The organism is Geobacillus sp. GHH01, assembly GCF_000336445.1.
GTDB lineage: Bacteria > Bacillota > Bacilli > Bacillales > Anoxybacillaceae > Geobacillus > Geobacillus zalihae.
This window is the reverse complement of the sequence record NC_020210.1, coordinates 3,410,080-3,435,836: the sequence shown is the minus strand read 5'-3', so window position 1 is coordinate 3,435,836 and position 25,757 is coordinate 3,410,080. Positions and strand designations below refer to the sequence as shown.

The following is a 25,757-nucleotide window of genomic DNA, read 5'->3' as shown; positions in this document are numbered from 1 at the left end:
AATACCTTGGAAAAGATCATCGTCCGTGGCGGAAACCGGTTGAGCGGCACCGTCAAAGTGGAAGGCGCAAAAAATGCCGTTTTGCCTGTCATCGCTGCCACTTTATTGGCTACGAAAGGAACAAGTACGATTCATGATGTGCCTGCTCTTTCCGATGTATATACAATCAGTGAAGTGCTCCGCTATTTAGGCGCCGATGTGCACATTGCCGACGAGACGGTCACCGTCGATGCCACCGGTCCGTTGACGGTGGAAGCGCCGTTTGAATATGTGCGAAAAATGCGCGCGTCGGTGCTTGTCATGGGGCCGCTGTTGGCGCGCAACGGCCGAGCCCGCGTGGCGCTGCCGGGCGGCTGTGCCATTGGCTCGCGCCCGATCGATCAACATTTAAAAGGATTTGAAGCGATGGGCGCGTCTGTGAAAGTCGGCAATGGCTTTATCGATGCGGAAGTGAACGGACGGCTCCGCGGCGCCAAAATTTATTTGGACTTTCCAAGCGTCGGGGCGACGGAAAACATTATGATGGCCGCCGTGCTCGCGGAAGGCACGACTGTGATCGAAAACTGTGCGAAAGAGCCGGAAATCGTCGATTTGGCGAACTTTTTGAACGCGATGGGCGCCAAAGTGCGCGGCGCCGGCACCGGAACGATTCGAATCGAGGGAGTTGACGAGCTCGTCGGCACAACGCATACGGTCATTCCGGACCGCATCGAAGCCGGCACGTTTATGGTGGCGGCGGCAATCACCGGCGGCAATGTCCTCGTGCAAGGAGCCGTTCCGGAACATTTAGGCTCGCTGATCGCTAAACTCGAAGAAATGGGCGTGACCGTCATTGAAGAGGAAAGCGGCTTGCGTGTCATCGGTCCGGAAAAGCTGAAAGCCGTCGACATTAAAACGATGCCATATCCGGGCTTTCCGACCGACATGCAGTCGCAAATGATGGCTCTCTTGTTGAAAGCGGAAGGCACGAGCATGATCACCGAGACGGTGTTTGAAAATCGCTTTATGCATGTGGAGGAATTCCGGCGCATGAACGCCGATATTAAAATTGAAGGGCGTTCCGTCATGATCAATGGCCCGTGCCAGCTGCAAGGCGCCGAAGTGGCGGCCACCGATTTGCGCGCAGCGGCGGCGTTGATTTTGGCTGGACTCGCGGCGGATGGCTACACGCGCGTGACCGAGCTTCGTCATCTCGACCGCGGGTATGTCCGCTTCCACGAAAAGTTGGCTGCGCTTGGGGCCGACATTGAACGCGTCCGCGAAGAAACGGAACAATTCGACCAAATTCAAACGATCCAATGGAACGGATAAAGAGCGAAAAACGACCGTTCCTTGCCTTTTGGCAGGGAATGGTCGTTTTTTCTTGGAACACGGGCGACCGTCGAAGGACGGTAAAAAACAACCGTTCGTTCCTAACGGTCTGTTTTGAAGCTCAGAGAAAGACCGTCTGTATGAAATTTCTCCATAAGCTTGATCGCATCGCGCGAAGCAAGTCGCGACGGTGGTGAAACATGTGCTTTCGAGAACCCCCTTGTTCCATCGCCCCTATTCAGTCACCGACTTTTTTCAACGGCTTCATGTTTAGCAGGCTGGCGATTTAAGGGGAAATGCTGTTCTCCAACAGTGTTTCTCAAATGGAAAAACCTTGCAACACCATAGCGTCATTCCTTGCGATTTCTCACAAACTGAGCGAATCCGTTGTTTTTCACCAGCCTTTTAGGCGGAGTGCGAAACGCGCTCATGAAGGTTTTGGCTGGAAAGAAAACTGTCATATATACTTGTCCGAGCCCATAACTATAGTAACGAACCGAAGCCAACGCAGGCATTCATTCGCGATGTCCGCTTGTGCTTGGAAAATGCATATTGGGGGCTCGGCTATGGTGAAACGACTGAAACCGGTGATGGCGCTCGCTCTCTCGCTGTTTGTCGCCATCCTCGTCATTCCGACGGCGCTCGTTCTTCCATTTTATGACGGGAAGGTGGCCAAATTGGCCGAACAACTGCACAAGCAAGAACAAGTCCAACGGTCGCAGGCAGCCGAAGGGCCGTCCATCGACGTGGCGGTCTATCGAAGCAAAGAACAACGCGTCGAACATATTCCCCTCGAGCAATACGTCATCGGCGTCGTTGCGGCGGAAATGCCGGCCGAATTTGAACTCGAGGCATTAAAGGCGCAAGCGTTGACGGCAAGAACGTACATCGTGAAGCAATTGCTCGCCAACCAGCCGTTTCGCCTGCCAAAAGGAGCGAATGTGACCGACACGGTGGCTCATCAAGTCTATTACAGCGATGACGAACTGCGAAAACTATGGGGCAGCGACTACGATTGGAAAATGAAAAAAGTGACAAAAGCGGTGATGGACACGCAAGGGCAAATTTTGACATACAACAATGAGCCGATCGAGGCGCTGTTTTTTTCGACAAGCAACGGCTATACGGAAAATTCGGAAGCCTATTGGCAAAGCGATTTTCCGTATTTAAAAAGTGTCGCCAGCCCATGGGACAAACAATCCCCGAAGTTTTACCAGCGAAAAACGATGCCAGTGGCGGAATTCGAGCGAAGACTGGGGGTCGAACTGCCCGCTGACGGCTCAGTCGGCGTCATTGTATCGCGCACTCCCGGCCGCCGCGTCGGCGAAGTGAAGATTGGCGGCAAGACGTTTACGGGCCGCGATGTGCGCGAACGGCTCGGATTGCCGTCGAGTGATTTCACCTGGGTGCGCAACGGAGATGACATCATCATTACGACAAAAGGCTACGGCCATGGCGTCGGCATGAGCCAATACGGAGCCAACTTTATGGCCAAAGAAGGGAAAACGTACGCCGACATCGTTAAATATTATTACCGCGGCGTCCATATTTCGTCGGCGACGGCGTTTTTAAACAAATTGACCGCGAAAAATGGATGAACCGGGGTTCTGCGCCCCGGTTTTTCTGTCAAATGTTCGGGGCAAACGGCAGGGAGACGCCCCTCATTTTTTGTATAAAATCTAGCCGAATGTCAAAAAATAAGTGAAAAAATTATTTTCTATGTGTATATCTTTTCCTCTTTCTGTTCAAAATGGTTGCTGAGGTGATGAACATGAGAGAGGAACAAAAACAATCGTCGCTGAAGCGTCTGTTCCGCAAACGCTGGGTATTTCCGGCCATCTATTTATCGTCTGCCGCATTGATCGTCGCTGGTGCGCTTTGGTTCCAATTGGGCAAAGAGGAGAATACGGGCAGAGACAACGTGGCGAAAAACGGCACCGCCCAGCAAGAAAATCCGGCTGTTCCGGTCAATGAAACGGTCGAAACGATTGCGATGCCGGTGCTTGATCCAAATGCGGTGCAAGTGAAAACGCCGTTCTACGATGACAAAGCATCCGAAGCAGAACAGGAAGCAGCCCTCGTCTTTTATGATCATACGTACCACCCGAACCAAGGCATCGATCTTGTGCGCCAAGACGGCAAAACGTTTGATGTCACCGCTTCCTTAAGCGGCACGGTGACGAAAGCGGAAAAAGACCCGATTTTGGGCTATGTTGTCGAAATCAATCATGAACAAGGGGTCACGACCGTCTATCAATCGCTCGCTGATGTGAAAGTCGAAGCCGGCGACACGGTGAAACAAGGTGAAGTGATCGGCAAGGCAGGGCAAAGCGAATTCAACAAAGAAGCCGGCATCCACGTCCATTTTGAAATTCGCAAAGACGGCCGGGCGGTCAACCCGATCGACTATGTCGACAAACCGTTGACGGCTTTGACTGACAAAGCGGAAGACAAAACGGGAACCGATCGCGCCGCCACGAACAAGGAAAAAGAATTGATGCCAAGTGACGAAACAGCGCCGACAGACGAAAACCCAGCGAATGAACAACCATCGGCTGACGACCATTCGACGACGCCAAGCGACAACCATCAAGACGAAAACAACGATGCTTCATCCTACAAAACGCCAGACGCCTCGATCGGCATGGCAAGAGCGTAATCGACAAGGCGTCGAGCAAGAGGAAACGAAAAACGCGACGAAAAGGCCTGTCCGTTTGCCAAGACAAGCGGGCGGGTCTTTTTTCATCGTCGTTTCACGAGACTTTTGCACCGCAGGGGGTGCGGACGGGGATTGAAAAAGCTTTTAACCTCATGCTAGAGCCGTTATAATGATAGAAAAATGGATGCTAGGCGGGTGACAAGGCGATGAAACTAGATGACATCGACCGCAAAATTCTTGAACTGTTGATTGAAGATGGCCGCATGTCGTACGTCGACATCGGCAAAAAGCTGAACCTTTCGCGCGTCGCCGTCCGCGAGCGGGTCAATCAGCTCGTCAAGCACGGTGTGATTGAAAAGTTCACCGTTGTCATCAATTCAGAGAAATTCGGCAAGCAAGTTTCAGCGTTTTTCGAGGTCGACTGTGAACCAGCGTATTTGGTCGAAGTAGCGCAAAAGCTGGCCGAAAACCCGAATGTAGCGAGCTGCTACCAAATGACCGGTCCGAGCACGCTCCATATGCACGTTCTCGTTGAAGATTTTGCCGCCCTCGAAAAATTCATCAACAATGAGCTGTATGCGTTAGAAGGCATCACGAGAGTCGAAAGCCATATTTTGCTTCGCCGCTTCAAGAGCCGGACGGGGTTGAAGTTGTAGCGGCCGCCTCTGGCAGGGCCGTGAAACCCGGTAAAAAGCGTCCCGTAAAGGGGCGTTTTTTTATTCATAATAAAAAATTGGCTCTTCACCACAACATGTACTTGACAACGGTTTCCTGACAAGGATAGGCAAAAAGTGCTGATGTTCCCTCACAAGCGTAAATAGGGGATGTTCAGAAAAAATCAAGTACAACTTTTGGTGAAGAGCCAAAAAATTCAATTTTTTTTTTAGAGAATTATGTAGAAAAATGATTCGAATTCCTATATAATCATAAAAAACGAAATAAAAATTAACTTTGTTAAATATCAATTTGGTTTTAATTAACAAATGAATATAAAATTCTCTTTTATATAAACAACGGAAAGGAGTGAGTATGATGGCAGGGATGATTGTCAGAAGATTTTTTCAGCTTATCCTCCTATTGGTCGGCATCTCGTTCCTCGTCTTTACGAGCATGTATATCGCTCCGGGGGACCCAGCAACGATCATTGCTGGCCCGACCGCATCACAGTCAGACATCGAGGCCATCCGCGAAGATTTAGGGCTTAACGACCCATTCCTTGTCCAGTATGGCCGCTACATGAACGGGCTGTTTCATGGCGATCTCGGCTATTCGTACCAAACGAAGCAGCCGGTGTGGGACGCGATCATGACGCGGTTTCCGAACACGCTTAAGCTAGCCATCGCCAGCATTATCGTCGCGGTGATCATCGGTGTTGTCGCCGGCATTATTTCTGCCATCCGGCAAAATTCATGGTTTGACGTCTCCAGCACCGCGTTTGCTTTGGTAGGCATTTCGATCCCGAACTTTTGGCTTGGCACCGTACTCATTTTAATTTTCGCGGTCAACTTGCAGTTGCTTCCAGTCGGCGGGCTGGATCAGCCGTTTTATACGGCAGAAGGGTTGAAGCAGCTGGTGCTGCCGGCCATTACGCTTGGGACCGGGTCAGCAGCAATGATTGCGAGAATGAGCCGTTCGTCGATGCTCGAGGTCATCCGAGCCGACTTTATTCGGACAGCACGGGCCAAAGGCTTAAGAGAGCGGACGGTCATTTGGGTGCATGCCTTGCGCAACGCCATGATTCCAGTCATTACTGTTATTGGTCTAAACTTTGGCTTTTTGCTCGGCGGGACGATCATCACCGAACAGGTTTTTGCCATTAACGGCGTCGGCCGCCTGATGGTGCAAGCCATTGCCGCCCGGGACTTCCCGATGGTGCAAGGCTCCGTCTTGCTTGTTGCTACGTTGTTTGTCTTAGTCAACCTGATTGTTGACATTATTTATACGTTTATCGACCCGCGTATTAGTTACGATTAAAAGAACGATAGAAAGGGGGAAAATCGATGGAAACCGGTGCAGCGGTGAATACAGGCCATGCCACAGCCGGCCTTGGACGCAAGAAAGAAAAAATGTACATCACCACGATCAAGCGGTTGTTGAAAAACAAGTTAGCAGTTGTGGGGCTTGTCATCATCGCTATTCAAGTACTCATGGCCATCTTCGCCCCGTGGCTCGCCACCCATGATCCGATAAAGCAAAATTTGTCAGCGGCTGAGCTTCCGGTTTTTTCTGATGGACATTGGCTTGGAACCGATAACTACGGGCGGGATATTTGGAGTCGCATCGTCTATGGCGCCCGCATTTCCCTCGTTGTCGGCATCGTTTCCGTCAGCTTAGGGCTGATCGGTGGGGTGGCGCTCGGCCTGTTGGCAGGGTATTATAAAAAACTCGACGGACTGATCATGCGGATTGTCGACTTGCTGTTTGCGTTTCCGGGCATTTTGCTTGCCATGCTCATCATCGCCATTTTAGGCACTGGCTTGATGAATGTGGCGATCGCCATCAGTATTTGGTCGATCCCAACATGCGCCCGCATCGTCCGTGGCAGTGTCTTGTCAGTAAAAAATCGCGAATATATTTTAGCGATGAAAGCGCTCGGGGCAAGCAACGCCCGCATTATCATCAAGCATATTTTGCCAAACTGTTTGGCGCCGATCATTGTGTTTGCGACGATGCGCATGGCAACGGCCATTTTATCTGCTGCCTCGCTCAGCTATTTGGGGCTCGGCGCTCAGCCGCCGACGCCGGAGTGGGGCGCCATGATTGCCGCCGGACAAGCGTTTATGTGGACGTCGCCGCATATGACGATCGTCCCGGGCATCGCGATTATGCTCGTCGTTTTCGCTTTTAACGTCGTTGGCGACGGATTGCGCGATGCGCTGGATCCGAACATGGATATCAATTAATCAAACATAAATAAATAAACCGTTTTGGAGGGAAGGAACAGTGAAAAAGAAGTATTGGTCTTACGTCTTGCTTGTTCTCATGCTTGCCATTTCTGGAGCACTGGCTGGATGCGGAGGCAAATCCGCTTCTAACAACGCCTCGTCCAGTTCGCAAGGGAAAGGAACCGTCGCCCAGGAATTGACGTATGCGACGACATCTGACGTCGTTGGCCTTTCGCCGATTCTAACGAACGATTCCGTCTCGTCTGCCGTTATCGAGCAAGTGTATGAAACGTTGTTCGTCCGTGATCCGGAGACGATGGAAATCAAGCCGCATTTGGCGGAATCGTATGAAACTCCGGATGATAAGACGTGGGTCATCAAATTGAAAAAAGGAATTAAATTCCATGACGGCACCGACTTTAATGCGGAAGCGGTCAAGTATACGTTTGATAAACTAAGAGACCCGAAGACAGCGGCGCCAAGGGCATCGCTTCTTGAACCGGTCGAATCGGTGGAAGTGAAAGATGATTACACGGTAGTGATCAAAACGAAATACCCGTATGGTCCGATGTTGGCGGCCTTGTCGCATACGAACGCTTCCATTGTCAGTCCGACGGCTGATCAAAAACAAGATTTAATGAAACAGCCGGTCGGCACTGGCCCGTTTAAATTTGTTGAATGGGTGCCGGGCGACCATGTGACATTAGAGAAAAACGATGACTATTGGCAAGGGGCGCCGAAGTTGGAAAAAGTGACGTTCAAAGTTGTTCCGGAAGTGACGACGGCGATTTCGATGCTGCAAACGGGCGATGTGCAATTTATCGACAATATCCCGGCTGAACAGTTGTCCCGCGTCGAATCGATGAAAAATGTTCAGCTGATCAAAAAGGAAGGCACACCAGTCTACTATTTAGGCTTTAATATGAAAAAGAAACCGATGAACGAGCTTGCCTTCCGTCAAGCGGTTTCCTATGCGATCAACAAAGATGAGTATATCCAGCAGCTGAAAGGGCTTGGGGTGAAATCAAACAGCGTCATCGGTCCGAAAGTGTTCGGCTATGATGAAGCGTCGGAAAACGTCGCTTACAGCTACGATCCGGAAAAAGCAAAACAATTAATCGAGAAACACGGATATAAAGGCACAAAAATTACAATTCTCGTCGCCAACACAGCAAGCTATATGAAAATGGCTGAGATCGTCCAAGCGCAATTGAAAGAAGTCGGCATTAACGCTGAAATTGAATCGATGGAATGGGGAACCTTCCTTGACGCGACAAAGCAAGGAAAATACGATATCACATTCCTTGGGTGGACCAATAGTACGGCAGATGGCAGCGAGCTGTTCTATCCAAACTTCCATTCAAAAAACGCAGGTGTATCGAACCGTACATTCTACAGCAACCCAACCTTTGACAAACTTGTCGAAGAATCACGTACGACGATCGATCCAGAAGTGCGGAAACAAAAGTTGAAAAAAGCGAATGAATTCTTGTTGAAAGATGCTGCCGTTGTTGTCATGAACCATGGCGTCGTGACGGCGGCTGTTGATCAATCGGTGAAAGGATTGGAGATCGATCCGACAGGACAATGGTCGCTCTATCACGTTCATAGAGAGTAGGGGATAGCATGGCTGAAACATTGTTGCGTGTCGAGAACCTTGTCACGACCTTCAGCACGGCGGAGGGAAAAGTCTCCGCCGTGCGGGGGGTTTCTTTTTCCGTCCGCAAAGGAGAAACACTCTGCATTGTCGGCGAATCAGGGTGCGGGAAAAGCATCACCTCGCTGTCGATTATGGGGTTGCTTCCCAACAACGGGAAGATTGAGAGCGGATCGATTGAGTTTGCAGGACGCGACTTGGTGAAATTGCCGAAAGAAGAGTTGCGCCGCATTCGCGGCAATGAAATCTCGATGATTTTCCAAGAACCAATGACAGCGCTCAACCCTGTGTTTACAGTTGGTTATCAACTTCGTGAGCCATTGATGCTTCATCAAAAACTGTCGAAACGGGAAGCGCACGAACGAAGCATTGAACTGCTCAAGCAAGTCGGCATCCCGTTTCCGGAAAAGCGAATGAAACAATACCCGCATGAGTTGAGCGGCGGGATGAGGCAACGTGTCATGATCGCCATGGCGCTTGCCTGTCATCCGAGCTTGCTCATTGCGGATGAACCGACAACTGCTTTGGATGTGACCATTCAGGCACAAATTTTGGATTTGATCAATGAGTTGAAACAAAAATTGAATATGGCCGTCATTTTGATCACTCATGACATGGGCGTAGTCGCGGAAATGGCGGATCGAGTGATGGTCATGTATGCTGGTGAGAAAGTGGAAGAAGGCGATGTCGAAAGTATTTTCGCCAACCCGCGCCATCCGTACACAAAAGGGTTGTTGAAATCCGTGCCAAGCGTGGATGATGAGGAGTATTCGCTTGAACCGATTCCGGGGACGCTACCGAGCTTGCACGAACGAATTGACGGTTGCCGCTTCCACCCGCGCTGTCCGTTTGCGACCGACCAATGCCGCACGGCGCCGCCGCCAGAGAAAACGATCAGCGCCAGCCATTCTGTCCGTTGCTGGCTAGAGGAGGGAGCCCACAGCCATGAGCCAGTCCAAGCAGCCACTTCTTAAACTGGAAAACGTCAAAAAATATTACCCAATCAGAGGGGGACTGCTGCGGCGTATCCAAGGCTATGTCAAAGCGGTCGAAAACGTCTCTCTCGATGTGTTTGCTGGGGAAAGCGTCGGCATCGTCGGTGAATCGGGATGCGGAAAATCGACGCTCGGTCGGACGATTCTCGGCCTTGAAGAGGCGACGGGTGGCGCCATCTTCTTTCGGGGTGAGGAGATCAGCCGCTTGCCGGAACGGCAACGCAAAAAATGGAAAAAAGAGATGCAGATGGTGTTTCAAGATCCGTACGCGTCGCTCAACCCTCGCCAACGCATCGGACATGCCTTGGAGGAAGCGTTTATCATCCATACGAACATGACAAAGGCCGAACGCGAAGAGCGGGTATTGCATTTGCTTCAAGAAGTCGGGCTTCGCCCAGAACATTACGACCGATACCCGCATGAATTCAGCGGCGGGCAACGACAGCGGATCGGCATCGCCCGAGCGATCGCCTTAAACCCGTCGCTCGTTATTTGCGATGAGGCGGTCTCTGCGTTGGACGTATCGGTTCAAGCGCAAATCATTAAACTGTTAAAAGACATCCAAGAAAAACATGAACTGACGTATTTGTTCATCTCCCACGATTTAGGGGTCGTTCGTCATTTTTGCAACCGGGTGCTTGTCATGTATTTAGGCCATGCAGTGGAGCTGGCTCCGTCGCGGGAGCTGTACGCCAATCCGCTGCACCCATATACGAAAGCGTTATTGTCTGCCATTCCGCGGCCGAAGCCGGGCGCTAGGCGGGAGCGCATTCGTCTTGAAGGGGATTTGCCGAACCCGGCCAACCCGCCAAAAGGATGCCCGTTCCATACGCGCTGCCCGGTGGCGACCGAACGATGCAAACAAGAGCGGCCGGAGTGGAAAGAAGCGGCTCCAGGTCATTTTGTCGCTTGCCATGAAGTGAAGTAAGGAGGAACTGCCATGGACTACCTATACCACCCATACCCATCGCAGCGGACGACGGTGTTTGCGAAAAACGGCGTCGTCGCAACGTCGCAGCCGCTCGCGGCGCAGGCGGGGCTTGATGTGTTGAAAAAAGGCGGCAATGCCATCGATGCCGCCATTGCCGCCGCCGCCTGTCTGACAGTCGTGGAGCCGACATCGAACGGCATCGGCGGCGATGCGTTCGCTCTCGTCTGGACGAATGGGAAACTGTACGGCCTGAATGCGAGCGGTTATGCGCCAAAAGCGATTTCGATCGAAGCGTTGAAAGAACGCGGCTATACCGAGATGCCGAAATACGGATTCGCCCCGGTGACGGTGCCGGGCGCGCCGGCGGCGTGGGCGGCGCTGGCGAAGCGCTTTGGCCGCCTGCCGCTTGCCGAAACGCTCGCTCCGGCGATCGCCTATGCAGAGAACGGCTACCCAGTATCGCCGGTGCTGGGCAAATACTGGGCGAACGCTTATCGGGTGTACAAAGAATCGCTGAACGGGCCGGAGTTCGCCGCCTGGTTTGCGACGTTTGCGCCGGGCGGCCGCGCGCCGAAGATCGGCGAAGTGTGGGCGTCTCCGGACCATGCGGCGACGCTCCGCTCCATTGCCGAAACGGAAGCGGAAAGCTTTTACCGCGGCGAGCTGGCGGAAAAAATCGCGGCCTTCTCGAAGCAATACGGCGGCTTTTTGGCGGCGGACGACCTCGCCGAGTACGAACCGGAATGGGTCGAGCCGATCTCCGTCTCCTACCGCGGCTATGAGGTGTGGGAAATTCCGCCGAACGGTCAAGGGCTTGTGGCTTTAATGGCGTTAAACATCATGAACGGGTTTGACGTGCCGAGCGTCCCGGATGTCGAGACGCACCACCGGCAAATCGAGGCGATGAAGCTGGCCTTTGCCGATGGGAAAGCGTACATCGCCGACTGCCGCTATATGAGCTGCAGCCCAGACGAGCTGTTGTCGGAGTCGTTTGCCGCCGCGCGCCGGGCGCAAATCGGCGAGGAGGCGCTGACGCCGGAGCCGGGGACGCCGCCAAAAGGCGGAACGGTCTATTTGGCCGCCGCCGACGGCGAAGGGAATATGGTGTCCTATATTCAAAGCAACTACATGGGCTTTGGCTCGGGCCTCGTCGTCCCAGGCACCGGCATCGCCCTGCACAACCGCGGCCATAACTTTGTCTTCGATGAACGCCATCCGAACGGGCTGGCGCCGCGGAAAAAGCCGTATCATACGATCATCCCTGGCTTTTTGACCAAAGGCGGCACGCCGGTCGGTCCGTTCGGCGTCATGGGGGGATTTATGCAGCCGCAAGGGCATTTGCAAGTGATCATGAACACCATCGATTTTGACTTGAACCCGCAAGCGGCGCTCGATGCTCCCCGCTGGCAGTGGGTGGAAGGAAAAACGGTGTTGGTGGAGCCCCACTTCCCGCGCCATATCGCCGAAGCGCTCGCCCGCAAAGGGCATGACATCCGCGTCGCACTTGATGGCGGTCCGTTCGGCCGCGGGCAAATCATTTGGCGCGATCCGCACACCGGCGTGCTCGCCGCCGGGACGGAGCCGCGCACGGACGGCGCGGTCGCCGCTTGGTAAACCAACGGTAAGGGAATGACATACATGAACCAATGGCATTTGTTTCTCGCGTTTTTCCGCGTCGGCATGCTCGGGTACGGGGGCGGGCCGTCCTCGATCCCGCTCGTGCGCGCCGAAGTGGTGACAAAATACCGGTGGATGACCGATGAAGAGTTTGCGGAAATTCTCGCCATTGCCAACGCCTTGCCCGGCCCGATCGCGACGAAGCTCGCTGGCTATATCGGCTACCGTGTCGGCGGCGCGCTCGGCTTAGTGAACGCCGTCTTGGCGACGACCGCCCCGACGGTCGTGCTGATGATCGTGCTGCTGGCCGCGCTGTCATCGTTCAAAGACACGCCGTGGGTGGCCGGGATGACAAAAGCGGTGTTGCCGGTCGTGGCGGTCATGTTGGCGGAAATGACGTGGCAGTTCGCCAAGCAGGCGCGCGCCGCCCTCGGCATTTGGCCGGCCGCTCTGCTCCTGTTGGCCTGCTTTGTCGCCTTGCAGTGGCTCGGCCTTCATCCGGCGCTTGTCGTTGCCATTTTGCTGGTGGCGGCGTTTGTCGGCCGAAGCAAGCCGAAGGCGGTGGATCGAGACAAAGGCGGAGAAAGGAGGGCATCGTCATGATCTATTGGCAGCTGTTTCTCGCCTTTTTTTGGCCCGGCATTCTCGGCTACGGCGGCGGCCCGGCTTCCATCCCACTCATCGAGCACGAGGTCGTTGACCGCTACGGCTGGATGACGGTCAACGAATTCAGCGAGGTGCTGGCGCTTGGCAACTCTCTTCCCGGCCCCATTGCGACGAAAATGGCAGGTTATATCGGATACGAACAAGCCGGCGTCCTTGGCGCCGCCGTCGCCGTGTTTGCCAGCGTCGCTCCGTCGCTCGTTTTGCTGTTGGCGCTGCTTGGGCTCTTGTACAAATGGAAAGACGCGCCGCAAGTGAAGCGGCTCACCGCCTACATCCGCCCAGCGATCGCCGTGATGCTCGGGATTATGGCGATCGACCTTTTCCGTGAGTCGTACGAAGGAGCCGGGGTCGGCCAAACGGTGTTTCTTGCCGCCGCCAGCGCCTTTTTGATGTTTGGCAAATGGCGCCTGCACCCGGCGTATGTCATCGCCTTGTCGCTTGTGTACGGGGCTTTCTTTTTGTCTTAATGCAGGGAAAATCCTTTCGGCGCTGCAACGGGATGCTTCATCCTTGGGTGAGCATCCCTCTTTTTGTGGCAGTGCGGGCAAAAAGAACATCGATGCAGAAATTCCTGTTGGAAAAGGCCGCAAAAAGCGCTCGGGACAGGAGCGTTTTCCTAATTTAGACGCCGGATGGCGAGCGCGGCAACAGCCGCGAAGGCAAATCGGAAGCGCCTTCACTCGACCGTAAACGTCGCCGTCGCCCGCGCGTTCGGCCAGTTTTGGTCGGCGAGCCACCACTCAAGCGTATACGTCCCCGGCTCTAGGTCGCGGAACGTTTCCTGAAACGACAGCTCTTCGCCTTGTTTTAACGTCCGTTCCTCATAAATTTGCGCAAACATCTTCCCTTCGCTGAACTGCTTCACCTTTTGTCCATCGCGGTATAAAACGTAGTCATACTTTTTCGAGCTCGTAAACGTCACTGTTTGCACGCGTTCGGTTTGGTTTTTGACCGTAAAGGTAAACACGTAAGCATCGTTTTGCCTTTCGTACGTGAGCGACGGCTCCAGCGTCCCGGCGATGATGCCTTTTCCGCCCGCGGGCGCTGGTTTGCCGGCCGGAGCGGGGCCAAGCAAATCGTCTTTCGCCTGCGGTTGATCACTGCTGTTTGTGTACATGAACAACGCACTCGCCGCTGCTGCTCCCACGAGCGCCGCAATGATGCCGATCGTCTTTCCGTTTCCCATTCTCGCTCCTCCTTTGACTTTTCTATTATAGTCGTTTCCCATTTTCTCTCCGTTACAAACCGCAAAAAAATTGTGAAAAAACCGTTGTCCGCCTTGATATTTCTGGTATATATGCCCGATTTGTCTAATAAAATGTTACAAATTGAACAGCAATGAGAGTGGTTGAGGTGGGGATCGTTCACAACCGGCAAGCGACGCGATGAAGACGCTTCTAAGACATCCAACGAAAGCGGCGCTCATCAGTGGCAAGACGAGTCTCATTTCACACTTCTCACTTCTCACATCCAACCTAGGGAGGGCGAGTGGTGTGCACGATTACATCAAAGAGCGTACGATCAAGATTGGCAAGTATATCGTGGAGACAAGGAAAACCGTTCGCGTCATTGCGAAAGAATTTGGCGTATCCAAAAGCACCGTGCATAAAGACTTGACCGAGCGGCTGCCGGAAATCAACCCGGAACTGGCCCAAGAAGTCAAACAAATTCTCGATTACCATAAATCGATCCGCCATTTGCGCGGCGGGGAAGCAACGAAGAAAAAGTATAAAAAGCAGACGGTGAAAAACAACTGACTTTTTCCTTGCCATCTGCCGTTTGCAGTATCATTCCGGGAGGCAAATATGGTAGAATAAACAATTAGGAATGATTTTAGGGCAGAGGCAAGGAGGAGCAAGTCATATGTTTTCACGAGACATCGGCATTGACCTAGGCACGGCGAACGTCCTCATTTTCGTCAAAGGCAAAGGCATCGTGCTCAATGAGCCGTCCGTCGTGGCGATCGATAAACACACGAACAAAGTGCTGGCAGTCGGCGAAGAAGCACGACGAATGGTCGGACGTACTCCTGGGAATATTGTTGCCATTCGGCCGCTCAAAGACGGCGTCATCGCGGATTTTGACATTACCGAAGCGATGCTGAAGCATTTCTTAAGCAAGCTCGACCTAAAAGGCTTTTTCGCCAAACCGCGCATTTTGATTTGTTGCCCGACGAACACAACATCCGTGGAACGGAAAGCGATCAAAGAGGCAGCGGAAAAAAGCGGCGGCAAAAAAGTGTACTTGGAGGAAGAGCCGAAAGTCGCAGCCATTGGCGCCGGAATGGACATTTTTCAGCCGTGCGGAAACATGGTCGTTGATATTGGCGGTGGCACGACTGACGTCGCGGTTCTCTCGATGGGAGACATCGTCACCGCCTCTTCCATTAAAATGGCCGGGGACAAGTTTGATATGGAGATTTTAAACTACATCAAGCGCGAATATAAGCTGCTCATTGGGGAGCGAACGGCCGAGGAAATCAAGATTAAGGTCGCAACGGTATTCCCAGGCGCACGGACCGAAGAAATCGACGTCCGCGGCCGCGATCTCGTCACCGGACTGCCGCGCACGATCACCGTCCGTTCGGAGGAGATCGAACGGGCGCTTCGCGAGCCGGTGTCCTTGATTGTACAAGCCGCGAAAAGCGTGCTCGAGCGCACGCCGCCGGAACTGTCGGCCGACATCATCGACCGAGGCGTCATCTTAACGGGCGGCGGCGCCCTCTTGCATGGCATCGATTTGCTGCTTGCCGAAGAGCTGAAGCTTCCGGTGTTTGTCGCGGAGAATCCGATGGACTGCGTCGCCCTTGGCACCGGGCTGATGCTTGAGAACATCGACCGCGCGCCGAAATCGCAGTTGGTGTAAAAAAGGAAAAGCGGGGGATGCGGCTGCCGCCCCCGCCCGCCTATAATGGAATCAACAAGCCGCCCGCCAACGCCGGCAGCGGCTTTCTGCCACGAATTTTCATGGACAAGCGAGGGAGCTGTCATGCTAAGAGGATTGTATACCGCCGCGAGCGGCATGCTCGCCCAGGAGCGGCGCGTCGAGATGCTGACCAACAACTTGGCGAACGCCGAAACGCCGGGATACAAAGCTGATGCAGGAGCGATGAGAGCGTTTCCGGAACTGTTGATGAGCCGCCTCGAGGACGAGCCGATCCCGACCGCCTCAAGGCGCGCCATCCCGACGCAAACCGTCATTGGGCCGCTCGTTACGGGCGTCTATATGCAAGAACTCATCCCGAACTTCCGCCAAGGGGATATTAAAGAAACCGGTCTCTCCACTGATGTAGCCTTAGTCGATGGACAAGTCCCCGTCGACCGGGCAAGCGGCCAGCGGGGCGCGCTGTTTTTTGCCGTCGAAACAGGTGAGGGCGAGGTCCGCTACACGAGAAACGGTCATTTCACCTTGAGCCCGGACGGCTACTTGACGACGCAAGAGGGTTGGTATGTGCTTAATGCCAATGGCGAGCGCATTCCGCTCTCAAGCGAGCGGTTCTCGGTCCGCGACGATGGAACGATCATCGATGAGAATGGGACGGCCACCCGTCTCGGCGTTGCATTCGCCGCCAATCCGCAAACGTTGGTCAAGGAAGGAAACGGCTTATTCCGCAGCACGACAGGGTCGTTGCCGCAGGCGCTCGGCAATGTGACGTATACGGTGAAACAGCGTTTTCTCGAGCGGTCGAACGTCGACATTGAGCGGACGATGACCGACTTGCTCGCGGCTTACCGCACGTTTGAAGCAAACCAAAAAATCATCCAAGCGTACGACCGCAGCTTGGACAAGACCGTCAATGAAGTCGGCCGCCTGAAATGATGACAAAAGGAGGACAAGCCCGTGCTTCGTTCGATGCTCACCGCCGCCAACACGATGAACGCCTTGCAAGAGCGGCTTGATACGATCAGCCACAACATCGCCAACAGCAACACCGTCGGCTTTAAACGGCGCGAAGCGAGCTTCGCTGAGCTCCTCGCTCAGCAAGTCGACCGCCTGCCGAACGACGAAGCGCCCCGCGAGACGCCGGCGGGCGCGCGCTATGGCAACGGGGCGCGCCTCGCTTCGACGATGCTTGTATCCACGCAAGGAGCGCTCGTTGAGACCGGCCGCGCGCTCGATTTCGCCTTCACTGCCGCCAACCAATGGTTTCGCGTTCAAGTCACCGATGCCAACGGCGCCACAACGATCGGCTACACCCGCGCCGGCAACTTTTCTATCACTCCTATGGGCGGGCGTCTCGCCCTCGTGACAAGCGACGGCCGCCCGGTGCTCGATGAAGCGAATCGGCCCATCGAATTTCCCGCCGGCACAACCGGCTTTCAGCTCTCCCCGACCGGGACGCTGACGGCCACTGATGCCAGCGGTGCGGTTGTTGCCCGCGTGAACCTTGGCGTCACCGCCATTGACCGTCCGCAGCTTCTCGAAGCCCAGGGCGACAACGTCTTCACCTTGCCGGATGTCCCTGGCGCCGCTCGGGAGCTCAACGGCAATTTGCGTGGCCAAATCGGCGTCAAACAAGGCGCCTTGGAACAGTCGAACGTCGACCTTGGCGAAGAAATGGTCGGCCTGATGGCGACAAGCCGAGCGTATCAGCTGAACGCCCGCGCCATTTCCATCTCCGAACAAATGCTCGGGCTGATTAACGGCATGCGCTCCTCATAAGGAGGATCGCGATGAGTGACGAGAGGCATCAAGAACCTATGAGCTCGCCGTCTTCCCGGATGGCAAGGCGGAAAGGCCGAGTAAGAAAGAGCCCGCCGGCCCCCGCCGAACCGGAAGCCAAAGCCCTTCCGCCGGAAGGGGAGGCGGCCGCGCCGCGCCGGTTCGCGCGCACCCGGCTCATCCCGATTTGGCTTCGGCTCATCATCGTCGCCGCCTTGATGGCCTTAAGCCTCGCCGCCGGTGCGGTCGTCGGCTACAGCGCCATCGGCGACGGAGCGTGGATTGACGTGTTCCGCCCGTCGACGTGGCAGCACATCCTCGACTTTGTCGAAAAAGGGACGTAAGCAGCACCTCGCCGCGTCATCGTCTTGATGATCATGAAAAGGAGTGTTTCTATGCTTGACATCCAACAAATCCAAGCGATCATCCCGCACCGCTATCCGTTTTTGCTTGTTGACCGCATTCTGGAAATCGAAGAAGGAAAGCGCGCCGTCGGCATCAAAAACGTCAGCGCCAACGAAGCCTATTTCGCCGGCCACTTCCCTGAATACCCGGTCATGCCCGGCGTGTTGATCGTCGAGGCGCTCGCCCAAGTCGGCGCCGTCGTCCTCTTGCAAAGTGAGGAAAACCGCGGCCGCCTCGCCTTTTTCGCCGGCATCGACAACTGCCGCTTTAAAAAGCAAGTCAAACCGGGCGACCAGCTCCGCTTGGAAGTCGAAATTCTCCGCGTCCGCGGCGCCATCGGCAAAGGCAAAGGCATCGCCACCGTCGCCGGCGAGCTTGTCTGCGAAACGGAGTTGATGTTCGCTCTTGGCGACAAACGAGCCGACTGAACAAAGAGGGTGTCTCAAAAGCAACGGGACACCCTTTCTTCATCACAAGATGCAAGGACAAATCAACTTCGGTGACACGATAGGGGATCTCTCTGAAAGAGAGACGATCTGTTGGGACAGCCTCTTTTTCTTGCCGTCCGTTCTGTATAGCGAACGAATGAAACGCTTCTTTCTGGGAAAGATAAACAAGGAACGGCCTTACATAAGGTCACCACAATAACAGAAAGGAGCAGATAGGATGAAGAAAAAAGCGCTGCTGGTCCGGCTGTTCAGCGCTCTTGTCGCCCTCTTTTTAGCGGCGGGATGCAATATGAACCGCGACAACAACAATCCGCCGCCGCCGAACAACAATCAAAACGATGTCAACGACCAAGACATGAACCCGGCCGATGACATCAACCAAAACGATGACGTCGACAACGACAAAGACAATGACGGCATCCCAGACAACCGCGATACCGATTTGAACGACAACCAAAACAATCAACTCCCGCCGGGAGACGACACGAACAACGGACCGGGCGACGATGAGCGCGATACGGTTCCGGACCGCGAAGACCCGATTGAAGACCCGCGGGATGCGAACGACAAAGACAATAAAGATGAATAACGAAAAAAGGGCTGCCAATCAAGGCGGCCTTTTCGTTTCGCCAAAATTAGTACTGATTTCGGCTAGATATGTCCCTTTCCATTCGCTATAATGGGAATGTCGATTCATGTTCGAAAGATCGGGACAGAGGTCGAACATCGGGATGTCCTTGTGGAGGAAACAGCAGTACAACCTTCCATTTTGCATCAGAGGGAGCGTACGTACTGCGAACGTCAACCAAGAAGGAGACAGACAAGAGAGGGGGAATACTGGTGGAAGAAACGATCAGCCTGCGTGAGCTGTTCGAAACATTGCGCAAACGGCTTTGGCTCATCGTGCTGATCACCGCGCTAGCGACCGTTGTAAGCGGTGTGGTCAGCTATTTTCTATTAACGCCGATTTATCAGGCATCGACGCAAATTCTCGTCAACCAAGCGAAATCGGAGCAGCAGCTCTACAACTTCAATGAAATCCAAACGAACGTGCAGCTCATTAACACGTACAGCGTCATCATCAAAAGCCCGACCATTTTGGAAAAAGTGAAAGACGAGCTCCGCCTTGACCGGACGATCGACGAGCTGAACGAACAGATTCAAGTCTCAAGCGAAAAAGACTCGCAAGTGTTCTCGGTCACCGTCCAAGATCCCGATCCCGCCTTGGCGGCCAAGATCGCCAACAAAACCGCGGAAGTGTTTAAAAACGAAATTGTCAAAATCATGAACATCGACAACGTAACGATTCTGTCCAAAGCGGAAGTGAAGGATCATCAAGCCCCGGTCAAACCGAAGCCTTTGCTGAACATGGCCATCGCCTTTGTCGTCGGCTTGATGACGGGTGTCGGGCTTGCGTTCCTGCTTGAATATTTGGACAACACGATCAAAACGGAAGAAGACGTCGAAAAACATCTCGGCCTGCCGGTGCTCGGTTCGATCAGCGTCATACCTCCGCAGGCGGCGAAAAAGACGGGAACAGCGATGAGCATGCAACGAGCAAGGGGGGAGACCGTTGGCCGCTAACAGCCGCAAAAAATTTCAAAAAGCAGAGCGAAACTTAATCACCTTTGACGATCCGAAATCACCGATCTCGGAACAATACCGGACGATTCGGACGAACATCCAATTTTCGTTCATCGATGAACCACTGCGGTCGCTGATGGTTACTTCTTCCGCTCCGGCGGAAGGAAAATCGACGACCGCCGCGAACTTGGCTGTTGCGTTCGCGCAACAAGGGAAAAAAGTGTTGCTTGTTGATGCTGATTTGCGCAAACCAACAGTGCATTACACATTCCGCTTAAACAACTACGCTGGGCTGACAAGTGTGCTGACAAGCGCTTCTTCGCTGTCATCTACCTTGCAAGGGACGGCCGTTGAAAACTTAACGGTATTGACAGCTGGGCCGATCCCGCCAAATCCAGCGGAATTGCTCAGTTCCAGAATAATGGACCGCCTTTTGCACGAACTGCAAGAGATGTACGACCTTGTCCTCTTTGACACTCCACCGGTGTTGGCAGTCACTGATGCGCAAATTTTAGCGAACAAATGTGACGGCACGGTGTTGGTCGTTGCCAGCGGCAAGACAGAAATCGCTGCCGCCGCTAAGGCGAAAGAACTGCTTGAAGCCGCTAATGCGAAACTGGTCGGCGTAGTTTTGAACCAACGAAAGCAACGCAACGGCAGCGGCTATTACTATTATCAATACAAATAACAGACGGCTTCCCCCGCGGGAAGCCGTTTATATAGCCAAGGAGGGGGAGGAACTGTTGAGAAATTTCATTCTCATCCTTTTCGTCGCCGCTGCTTGTCTTGCTTTCATTATAACCGGGCACTTGTACTGGGAGCGAAAAATCGAAGCCACGGTGCAAGCGGCGCGGGCGAAAGTCGAAACATCCGCCAAGCAGGAAAAGGAGACGAGCCAAACGGAAGCGATCCTCGCCCGCGCCAAGCAGCTGCCAGCGGCCGCGCAAGCTGCCATCAAGCGGGCGGTGGAGGAGAATCGCCCAATCCGCCTTGTCATCGCTGGCTCCGAATCGACGCCAGAGAACGGCGGCTGGCCTGAGCGGTTGAAGCAAGCGCTCGATGACGCCTACGGAAAAGGCGTGTTTCACATCACCGTCCACGAATACGACGGCTTGACGACCGCCGACGCCGACCGACAGCGCATTGCCGCCGACTGGGCAAAAGACAAGCCGGATCTTGTCCTGCTTGAACCGTTTTTGTTAAATGACAACGGCGTCGTGACGATCGACGACACGCTTGCCCACATCCAATCGATCATCGACCAGCTCAAATCCGCCGCCCCGAATGCGGTCGTGATCTTGCAGCCGCCGAATCCCATTTACAACGCGACCTACTATCCGCGGCAAGTCGAGCAGCTTGAAGCGTTCGCGAAAGAGAACGGTTATCCTTATATCAACCATTGGCCCGCCTGGCCGGATGCAAACAGCGAGGAACTGAACCGCTACGTCGACCCGCAAACCGACTTGCCGACCGCGGAAGGAGCCACGCTTTGGGTCGATGCGCTCGCCAAGCGCTTCATCGACCAATGAAAACGCGCACCTTACAAGGTGCGCGTCGCATTTACTTTACCGCCGTCGCCTTCAATTCCAAATGCTCTTTCAACTCATTCGAAACCGCCAGCCGTTCGCTCTCTGGCACGATCAAGTAATAAATGCCATTGATTTTCGTCCCTTGTCCCGTAATATGCAGCTGCTTAATGTGCTTGCGGGCGTCTTTGTAATTCGCCTGAATGTCTTTCATTTCCTCAAATGTCAAGTTCGTTTTCACGTTTTTCCCGATCGCCGCGAGCACATCGCTGTAATTCGCAAGCGACGAGAAGCTGGCGCCTTTCTCAATAATCGCTTGAATGATCTGCTTTTGCCGGTCCTGGCGCCCGAAATCGCCGCGCGGATCGTCTTTCCGCATGCGCGAATATTTCAACGCTTCATCGCCGTTTAACGTAATCTCGCCTTTCGGAAAGTGCGTCCCTTCATACGTAAACGCGAACGGGTTGTTCACCGTCACCCCGCCGACCGCATCGACGATGTCGCGAAAGCTTTCCATGTTGACTTTAATGTAATAGTCAATCGGAATATCCAAGAAATGCTCGACCGTCGCCATCGTCATCTCCACTCCGCCAAAGGCGTACGAGTGGTTGATTTTATCTTCCGTCCCTTTTCCAACGATTTCGGTCCTTGTGTCGCGCGGCACGCTCACCATGTCAATCGACTGCTTATTCGGATTCACCGTCATCACAATGAGCGTATCCGCGCGCCCGCGATCCCCTTTCCGTTCATCGACACCGATCAACAAAATCGAAATCGGCGTCTTCCGTTCAAACGACACGTCTTCTTTCCGCTTCTCCGACTTCCAGTTGACGTCCTCATGCATTTGGTTCGCCGTCTGTTTCACATGATGATAAATGGAATAGGCGAATATTCCTGCTCCAGCGAATAACACGACGAGCAATCCCGTCACCCAGCGGAGCCATGTTTTCTTCTTTTTTCGACGTTCTGCTCTCATCTTCAACCTTCCTTCGGCTGTAAAATCCATCACTATGATTATAGTTTGTTTTTCCAGAAGAGACAACTAAGAGCAATGTATGAGCATATCAACTTTTGGCCAATCATGTCCGCCAAACTGCCAACAGGCAACAAATGGCGCCAGCAAAAAAGTTTTTTCGACAACAACCGACAAAAAACGCGATTGATATGACGAATCTCCTATGCTATGATTAATGATGTTCAAGATGTTGGAAAATAGGGGGAGATGGAGATGATCGACATCCATAGCCACATCTTGCCGGGCGTTGATGACGGGGCAAAAACGATGGATGATGCCATTGCCATGGCAAAAGCAGCAGTAGACGAGGGCATTACAACGATCATCGCCACTCCCCATCACCATAACGGGAAATACGATAACCCGTCATCCTCTGTCACCACCGCCGTCCGCCAGTTGAACGCACAGCTTGAACAAAATCATATTCCCTTGAAGGTACTTGCAGGGCAGGAAGTCCGCCTTCACGGCGATTTGTTGGACAACTGGGAGAAAGGCGACTTGTTGCCGCTTGGCGAGGAAACGCCGTACATATTGGTGGAATTCCCGTTCGACCATGTTCCGCGCTACGCGAACCAGCTGCTGTTTGAGATGCAGCTGAAAGGACTCACTCCTGTGATCGCCCATCCGGAACGAAACTCTGAAATCATCGAAAAACCAGATCGGCTGTACGAGCTCGTCCAAAAAGGCGTCCTTACCCAAGTGACTGCCGCCAGCGTGGCAGGTTTCTTCGGAAAAAATATCCAGAAGTTTTCAATGCAGTTGATCGAAGCGAACTGGGTGCACTTCATTGCCTCAGATGCTCATAATCTCACAAGCCGTTCTTTCCAAATGCGGACGGCTTATGATACGATCGACTGCGAATTCGGCATTGATGCCGTCTATTTCTTCCAAGAAAACGCCGAACAGCTCGTCAACGGGCAAACTGTATACCGCGACGAGCCCGTGCGGATCAAAAAGAAAAAATTTCTCGGCCTCTTTTAGAAGACCGGTGAAAAACGACTGATTTCGCAGAACCCGTTGTTTTCGGCCGACAGAGAAGCGTTGATTTTGCAAGACTTCTCTATTTGAGAAAAAAGTCCGTTTTCCGCGATTTTTCACTAAATCACCGGCCTTTTAGGAAGACGCGCCTGAGCCGACACGCCGGGCCAACTGTTTCAGCCCTTTGTCGACCCGTTTCCCATTTTAGTCAACAAAGCGGAAACGGCTTCCTTGTTTGCTTTTCGGTGATGCCTCCTTACCGTTATCAACGGAGGCACTCGGCCATGCCGTGGGTGGGGACGATGACGGTCCTGGCACCTTAGACGCCTGTCGTCGAGGGTGTGGCGTGAGGGCGGGTTAGATGCCCGATTTTTCACTCGTTTTTATCTAATTCAGTGATTATGAGTCAGGCGTATCGTTTATAATAGAAAGATAGAGGATCCGTAATCTGTGAAAAGAGGCGATACGCGCATGGAACAAACTTGGGCGTTAAAGGTTGAGCGATTTGGAAAGATCAAACAGGGGGAAATCGATATTGCCCCGTTGATGTTGTTTGTCGGCGACAACAACAGCGGGAAAAGCTATCTGATGTCGCTTCTTTGGGGGGTGTTGTCCGAGGGGCGCAAGCTGTTTCCAAAAGACCCTCCGAACACGTCCACGTACAAGGAAATCGATCGCTTTCTTGAATCGTCTATCGGCGATGACTGCCTCATCCAAGACCGTGAAGCGCAACTGTTTGTCCAATGGTTTAATGATGTTCTCAGAAACAAAAAAAGCGAGTTGGTTCGAACGATTTTTCGGCGCAAAATCCCGATCGGTTCGTTAAGCATCGAGCGGTACCGCCGTTCTGAACCGCTGCGAATCATCTTTGAAAAGAAAGATTCGCTCCAAGGCGCTCGTTTTTCGACGGGGAAACACTATATTCGCATCCCGTATACGGATCGAAGCAAGGGACAAGCGACAGAGCGGTATCGCATGGCTCAATACATTACGTGGAATTTGCTGATGGATGGACTTACATCGCCGTTTTACCCACCATCCAGACAAGGCGGCATCCAAGGGCGGGTCATTGGCGAAGCGCTGTATTTGCCCGCTTCGAGAACAGGGTTCATGTTGTCTTACAAGGCGCTGGTGCAAGAGATGATGGAACGGATGATCAACGAAGAACATGAGGAACCATCCCTTGACTTCACGTTGCCTGTCTATCGATTCTTGCAAGCGTTGTTGCGTTTGGAGGAAAGCGGACAGTCGAAATATGCGGACATCGGACGATTTATTGAAACCGAGATTGCCAACGGAACCATGGACCAAGAAAAAGGACCGATTCCATCGTTCTACTATTGCCCACAAGGCAAACAAGAGCGCTTGCCGTTGTATGTTACATCTTCGCTCGTAACCGAGCTGTCTCCGCTCATTTTATTTTTAAAATCGAAAGCAACATATCGTTCGCTCTTTTTTGAAGAGGCAGAAGCGCATCTGCATCCACGCGTCCAGCGCATATTAGCGACAGCGCTTGTCAAGTTGGCCAACCGAGGCATGCCGGTGTGGTTGACCACCCATAGCGATATTTTGTTCCAACAGGTGAACAATTTGATCAAACTTCACCAGCATCCAAAGAGAGAACAGTTGATGAAAACGTATGGCTATGTCGATGAGGACGCGATTGATCCGAAAAAGGTGAGGGCGTACCAGTTCCGCATGCAAGGCCAAGACACGATCATCACGCCGCTCATTCCGACCGAAAACGGCTTTCCGGCGGAAACGTTCAATGAAGTCATTTGGCAGTTGAATGAAGAGACGTATGCATTCCAGATCGGGGAAGAGGATGGAGAGGATGAATAACCTCGAATACCTTGAGCGAAGCTTTTATGAGAAAACGGGGGAAACAGGCGGAACGTTATATGTGATCGAGCAGGAAAAATCGGGAGAAGCACAAGTAACGCTCCACTGTTCCAACGAAGCCGTAGTGTTTTCGATCAAGCCTAACAACGGATTCCCTTATCTTCGAACCAAAAACACACCCGATGGCATCGTCTTTGTCAGAAGAGAGAAGCAATGTTGGGAACTGCACATTTTTGAATGTAAAAAAACAGTAAGAGTGAAGAGTTGGGAAAAGGCGAAACAGCAGTTTGAAGGAGGCATGCTTCATGCCTATATGTTACGAGGGTTTTTGGATCTTCCGCCTTTTTCAAAAATATGTGTATACACGGCCTACCAGGATGACCATTTATCGAAAAACTCGCCAGATCCAGCTTTGTTTCGGCAGCCGGTGGGCAAACCTGTGAAGAAGCCGCCGTATGCGGACTGGGATGATCCAAGCCTTGTCATTTTGGGGCATGAAGTTCCTCATCAACGCATTCCACTGAATGACTCCGGACAAGGAGAATACACGTTGTAACGTTTCCCTGCCGCGCCAT

The 25,757-nt window shown here is 53.2% G+C and carries 27 protein-coding genes; 25 read left to right on the top strand and 2 right to left on the bottom strand.

Features of this window, described 5'->3' with window-relative positions; genetic code table 11:
* Positions 1 to 6: 6 nt before the first annotated feature.
* The 12 genes from murA (at position 7) to GHH_RS16910 (ending at position 13,188) form a co-directional block, all read left to right on the top strand.
* Positions 7 to 1,311, top strand: coding sequence for a UDP-N-acetylglucosamine 1-carboxyvinyltransferase (murA, locus tag GHH_RS16965; RefSeq protein ID WP_015376051.1), 1,305 nt, complete (start codon positions 7 to 9; stop codon positions 1,309 to 1,311).
* A 566-nt stretch (positions 1,312 to 1,877) separates the two neighbouring features.
* Complete coding sequence (spoIID, locus tag GHH_RS16960) at positions 1,878 to 2,909, top strand: stage II sporulation protein D (protein WP_011232807.1); 1,032 nt, start codon at positions 1,878 to 1,880, stop codon at positions 2,907 to 2,909.
* A gap of 173 nt (positions 2,910 to 3,082) precedes the next feature.
* Positions 3,083 to 3,970: a M23 family metallopeptidase gene (locus GHH_RS16955; RefSeq protein WP_013146592.1), complete on the top strand. Its 888-nt coding sequence runs from the start codon at positions 3,083 to 3,085 to the stop codon at positions 3,968 to 3,970.
* Positions 3,971 to 4,176: 206 nt separating this feature from the next.
* Positions 4,177 to 4,626 (top strand): Lrp/AsnC family transcriptional regulator, encoded by a 450-nt coding sequence (locus GHH_RS16950; protein WP_015376050.1) that lies wholly within the window; start codon positions 4,177 to 4,179, stop codon positions 4,624 to 4,626.
* 376 nt (positions 4,627 to 5,002) lie between these two features.
* Positions 5,003 to 5,944, top strand: a complete 942-nt coding sequence (gene nikB, locus GHH_RS16945; protein ID WP_015376049.1) for a nickel ABC transporter permease — start codon at positions 5,003 to 5,005, stop codon at positions 5,942 to 5,944.
* Positions 5,945 to 5,970: 26 nt separating this feature from the next.
* Entirely contained in the window at positions 5,971 to 6,873 is a 903-nt protein-coding gene (locus tag GHH_RS16940) for an ABC transporter permease (RefSeq protein ID WP_015376048.1), read from the top strand.
* A 40-nt stretch (positions 6,874 to 6,913) separates the two neighbouring features.
* Positions 6,914 to 8,473: a glutathione ABC transporter substrate-binding protein gene (locus GHH_RS16935; RefSeq protein ID WP_015376047.1), complete on the top strand. Its 1,560-nt coding sequence runs from the start codon at positions 6,914 to 6,916 to the stop codon at positions 8,471 to 8,473.
* An 8-nt stretch (positions 8,474 to 8,481) separates the two neighbouring features.
* Entirely contained in the window at positions 8,482 to 9,486 is a 1,005-nt protein-coding gene (locus GHH_RS16930; protein ID WP_015376046.1) for an ABC transporter ATP-binding protein, read from the top strand.
* Positions 9,458 to 10,435, top strand: a complete 978-nt coding sequence (locus GHH_RS16925; RefSeq protein ID WP_015376045.1) for an ABC transporter ATP-binding protein — start codon at positions 9,458 to 9,460, stop codon at positions 10,433 to 10,435. Before GHH_RS16930 ends, GHH_RS16925 begins: the two co-directional genes overlap by 29 nt.
* Before the next feature lie 12 nt (positions 10,436 to 10,447).
* Positions 10,448 to 12,052 carry a gamma-glutamyltransferase family protein gene (locus GHH_RS16920; RefSeq protein ID WP_015376044.1) on the top strand — a complete coding sequence of 535 codons (1,605 nt, stop codon included), beginning with the start codon at positions 10,448 to 10,450 and terminating at the stop codon, positions 12,050 to 12,052.
* A 24-nt stretch (positions 12,053 to 12,076) separates the two neighbouring features.
* Positions 12,077 to 12,658: a chromate transporter gene (locus tag GHH_RS16915; protein ID WP_015376043.1), complete on the top strand. Its 582-nt coding sequence runs from the start codon at positions 12,077 to 12,079 to the stop codon at positions 12,656 to 12,658.
* Entirely contained in the window at positions 12,655 to 13,188 is a 534-nt protein-coding gene (locus tag GHH_RS16910) for a chromate transporter (protein ID WP_015376042.1), read from the top strand. Before GHH_RS16915 ends, GHH_RS16910 begins: the two co-directional genes overlap by 4 nt.
* Positions 13,189 to 13,397: 209 nt before the next feature.
* Here the strand turns inward: GHH_RS16910 and GHH_RS16905 are convergent, their stop codons facing one another.
* A complete protein-coding gene (locus GHH_RS16905; protein ID WP_015376041.1) occupies positions 13,398 to 13,907 on the bottom strand; it encodes a BsuPI-related putative proteinase inhibitor in 510 nt (169 codons plus the stop codon).
* A gap of 307 nt (positions 13,908 to 14,214) precedes the next feature.
* Between GHH_RS16905 and spoIIID the strand changes: the two genes are divergently transcribed.
* The 10 genes from spoIIID to GHH_RS16855 all read left to right on the top strand — a co-directional run bounded on the left by spoIIID (position 14,215) and on the right by GHH_RS16855 (position 21,350).
* Positions 14,215 to 14,478: a sporulation transcriptional regulator SpoIIID gene (gene spoIIID, locus GHH_RS16900; RefSeq protein WP_011232801.1), complete on the top strand. Its 264-nt coding sequence runs from the start codon at positions 14,215 to 14,217 to the stop codon at positions 14,476 to 14,478.
* 106 nt (positions 14,479 to 14,584) lie between these two features.
* Positions 14,585 to 15,586, top strand: a complete 1,002-nt coding sequence (locus GHH_RS16895; protein WP_015376040.1) for a rod shape-determining protein — start codon at positions 14,585 to 14,587, stop codon at positions 15,584 to 15,586.
* Positions 15,587 to 15,709: 123 nt separating this feature from the next.
* Positions 15,710 to 16,540 carry a flagellar hook-basal body protein gene (locus tag GHH_RS16890; RefSeq protein ID WP_015376039.1) on the top strand — a complete coding sequence of 277 codons (831 nt, stop codon included), beginning with the start codon at positions 15,710 to 15,712 and terminating at the stop codon, positions 16,538 to 16,540.
* Positions 16,541 to 16,561: 21 nt separating this feature from the next.
* Positions 16,562 to 17,383, top strand: coding sequence for a flagellar hook-basal body protein (locus GHH_RS16885; RefSeq protein ID WP_015376038.1), 822 nt, complete (start codon positions 16,562 to 16,564; stop codon positions 17,381 to 17,383).
* 11 nt (positions 17,384 to 17,394) lie between these two features.
* A complete protein-coding gene (locus GHH_RS16880; RefSeq protein ID WP_015376037.1) occupies positions 17,395 to 17,727 on the top strand; it encodes a DNA-directed RNA polymerase subunit beta in 333 nt (110 codons plus the stop codon).
* 51 nt (positions 17,728 to 17,778) lie between these two features.
* Positions 17,779 to 18,216, top strand: a complete 438-nt coding sequence (gene fabZ, locus GHH_RS16875) for a 3-hydroxyacyl-ACP dehydratase FabZ (RefSeq protein ID WP_015376036.1) — start codon at positions 17,779 to 17,781, stop codon at positions 18,214 to 18,216.
* Between the two features lie 238 nt (positions 18,217 to 18,454).
* Positions 18,455 to 18,826: a hypothetical protein gene (locus GHH_RS16870; protein WP_015376035.1), complete on the top strand. Its 372-nt coding sequence runs from the start codon at positions 18,455 to 18,457 to the stop codon at positions 18,824 to 18,826.
* A 251-nt stretch (positions 18,827 to 19,077) separates the two neighbouring features.
* Complete coding sequence (locus tag GHH_RS16865) at positions 19,078 to 19,821, top strand: YveK family protein (RefSeq protein ID WP_015376034.1); 744 nt, start codon at positions 19,078 to 19,080, stop codon at positions 19,819 to 19,821.
* Entirely contained in the window at positions 19,811 to 20,509 is a 699-nt protein-coding gene (locus GHH_RS16860) for a CpsD/CapB family tyrosine-protein kinase (protein ID WP_015376033.1), read from the top strand. Before GHH_RS16865 ends, GHH_RS16860 begins: the two co-directional genes overlap by 11 nt.
* Before the next feature lie 55 nt (positions 20,510 to 20,564).
* Complete coding sequence (locus tag GHH_RS16855; protein WP_015376032.1) at positions 20,565 to 21,350, top strand: SGNH/GDSL hydrolase family protein; 786 nt, start codon at positions 20,565 to 20,567, stop codon at positions 21,348 to 21,350.
* 31 nt (positions 21,351 to 21,381) lie between these two features.
* Here the strand turns inward: GHH_RS16855 and GHH_RS16850 are convergent, their stop codons facing one another.
* On the bottom strand, positions 21,382 to 22,323 hold the full coding sequence (locus GHH_RS16850; protein WP_015376031.1) for a LytR family transcriptional regulator: 942 nt from the start codon (positions 22,321 to 22,323) through the stop codon (positions 21,382 to 21,384).
* Between the two features lie 252 nt (positions 22,324 to 22,575).
* On the opposite strand from GHH_RS16850, the gene GHH_RS16845 reads away from it, so the two are divergent.
* From GHH_RS16845 to GHH_RS16835, 3 genes are all read left to right on the top strand, one after another.
* Positions 22,576 to 23,343, top strand: a complete 768-nt coding sequence (locus tag GHH_RS16845) for a tyrosine-protein phosphatase (RefSeq protein WP_015376030.1) — start codon at positions 22,576 to 22,578, stop codon at positions 23,341 to 23,343.
* 468 nt (positions 23,344 to 23,811) lie between these two features.
* Positions 23,812 to 25,182 (top strand): AAA family ATPase, encoded by a 1,371-nt coding sequence (locus tag GHH_RS16840; protein ID WP_015376029.1) that lies wholly within the window; start codon positions 23,812 to 23,814, stop codon positions 25,180 to 25,182.
* A complete protein-coding gene (locus GHH_RS16835; protein ID WP_015376028.1) occupies positions 25,175 to 25,738 on the top strand; it encodes a hypothetical protein in 564 nt (187 codons plus the stop codon). The genes GHH_RS16840 and GHH_RS16835 overlap by 8 nt, the downstream gene beginning before the upstream one ends.
* Positions 25,739 to 25,757: the final 19 nt, after the last annotated feature.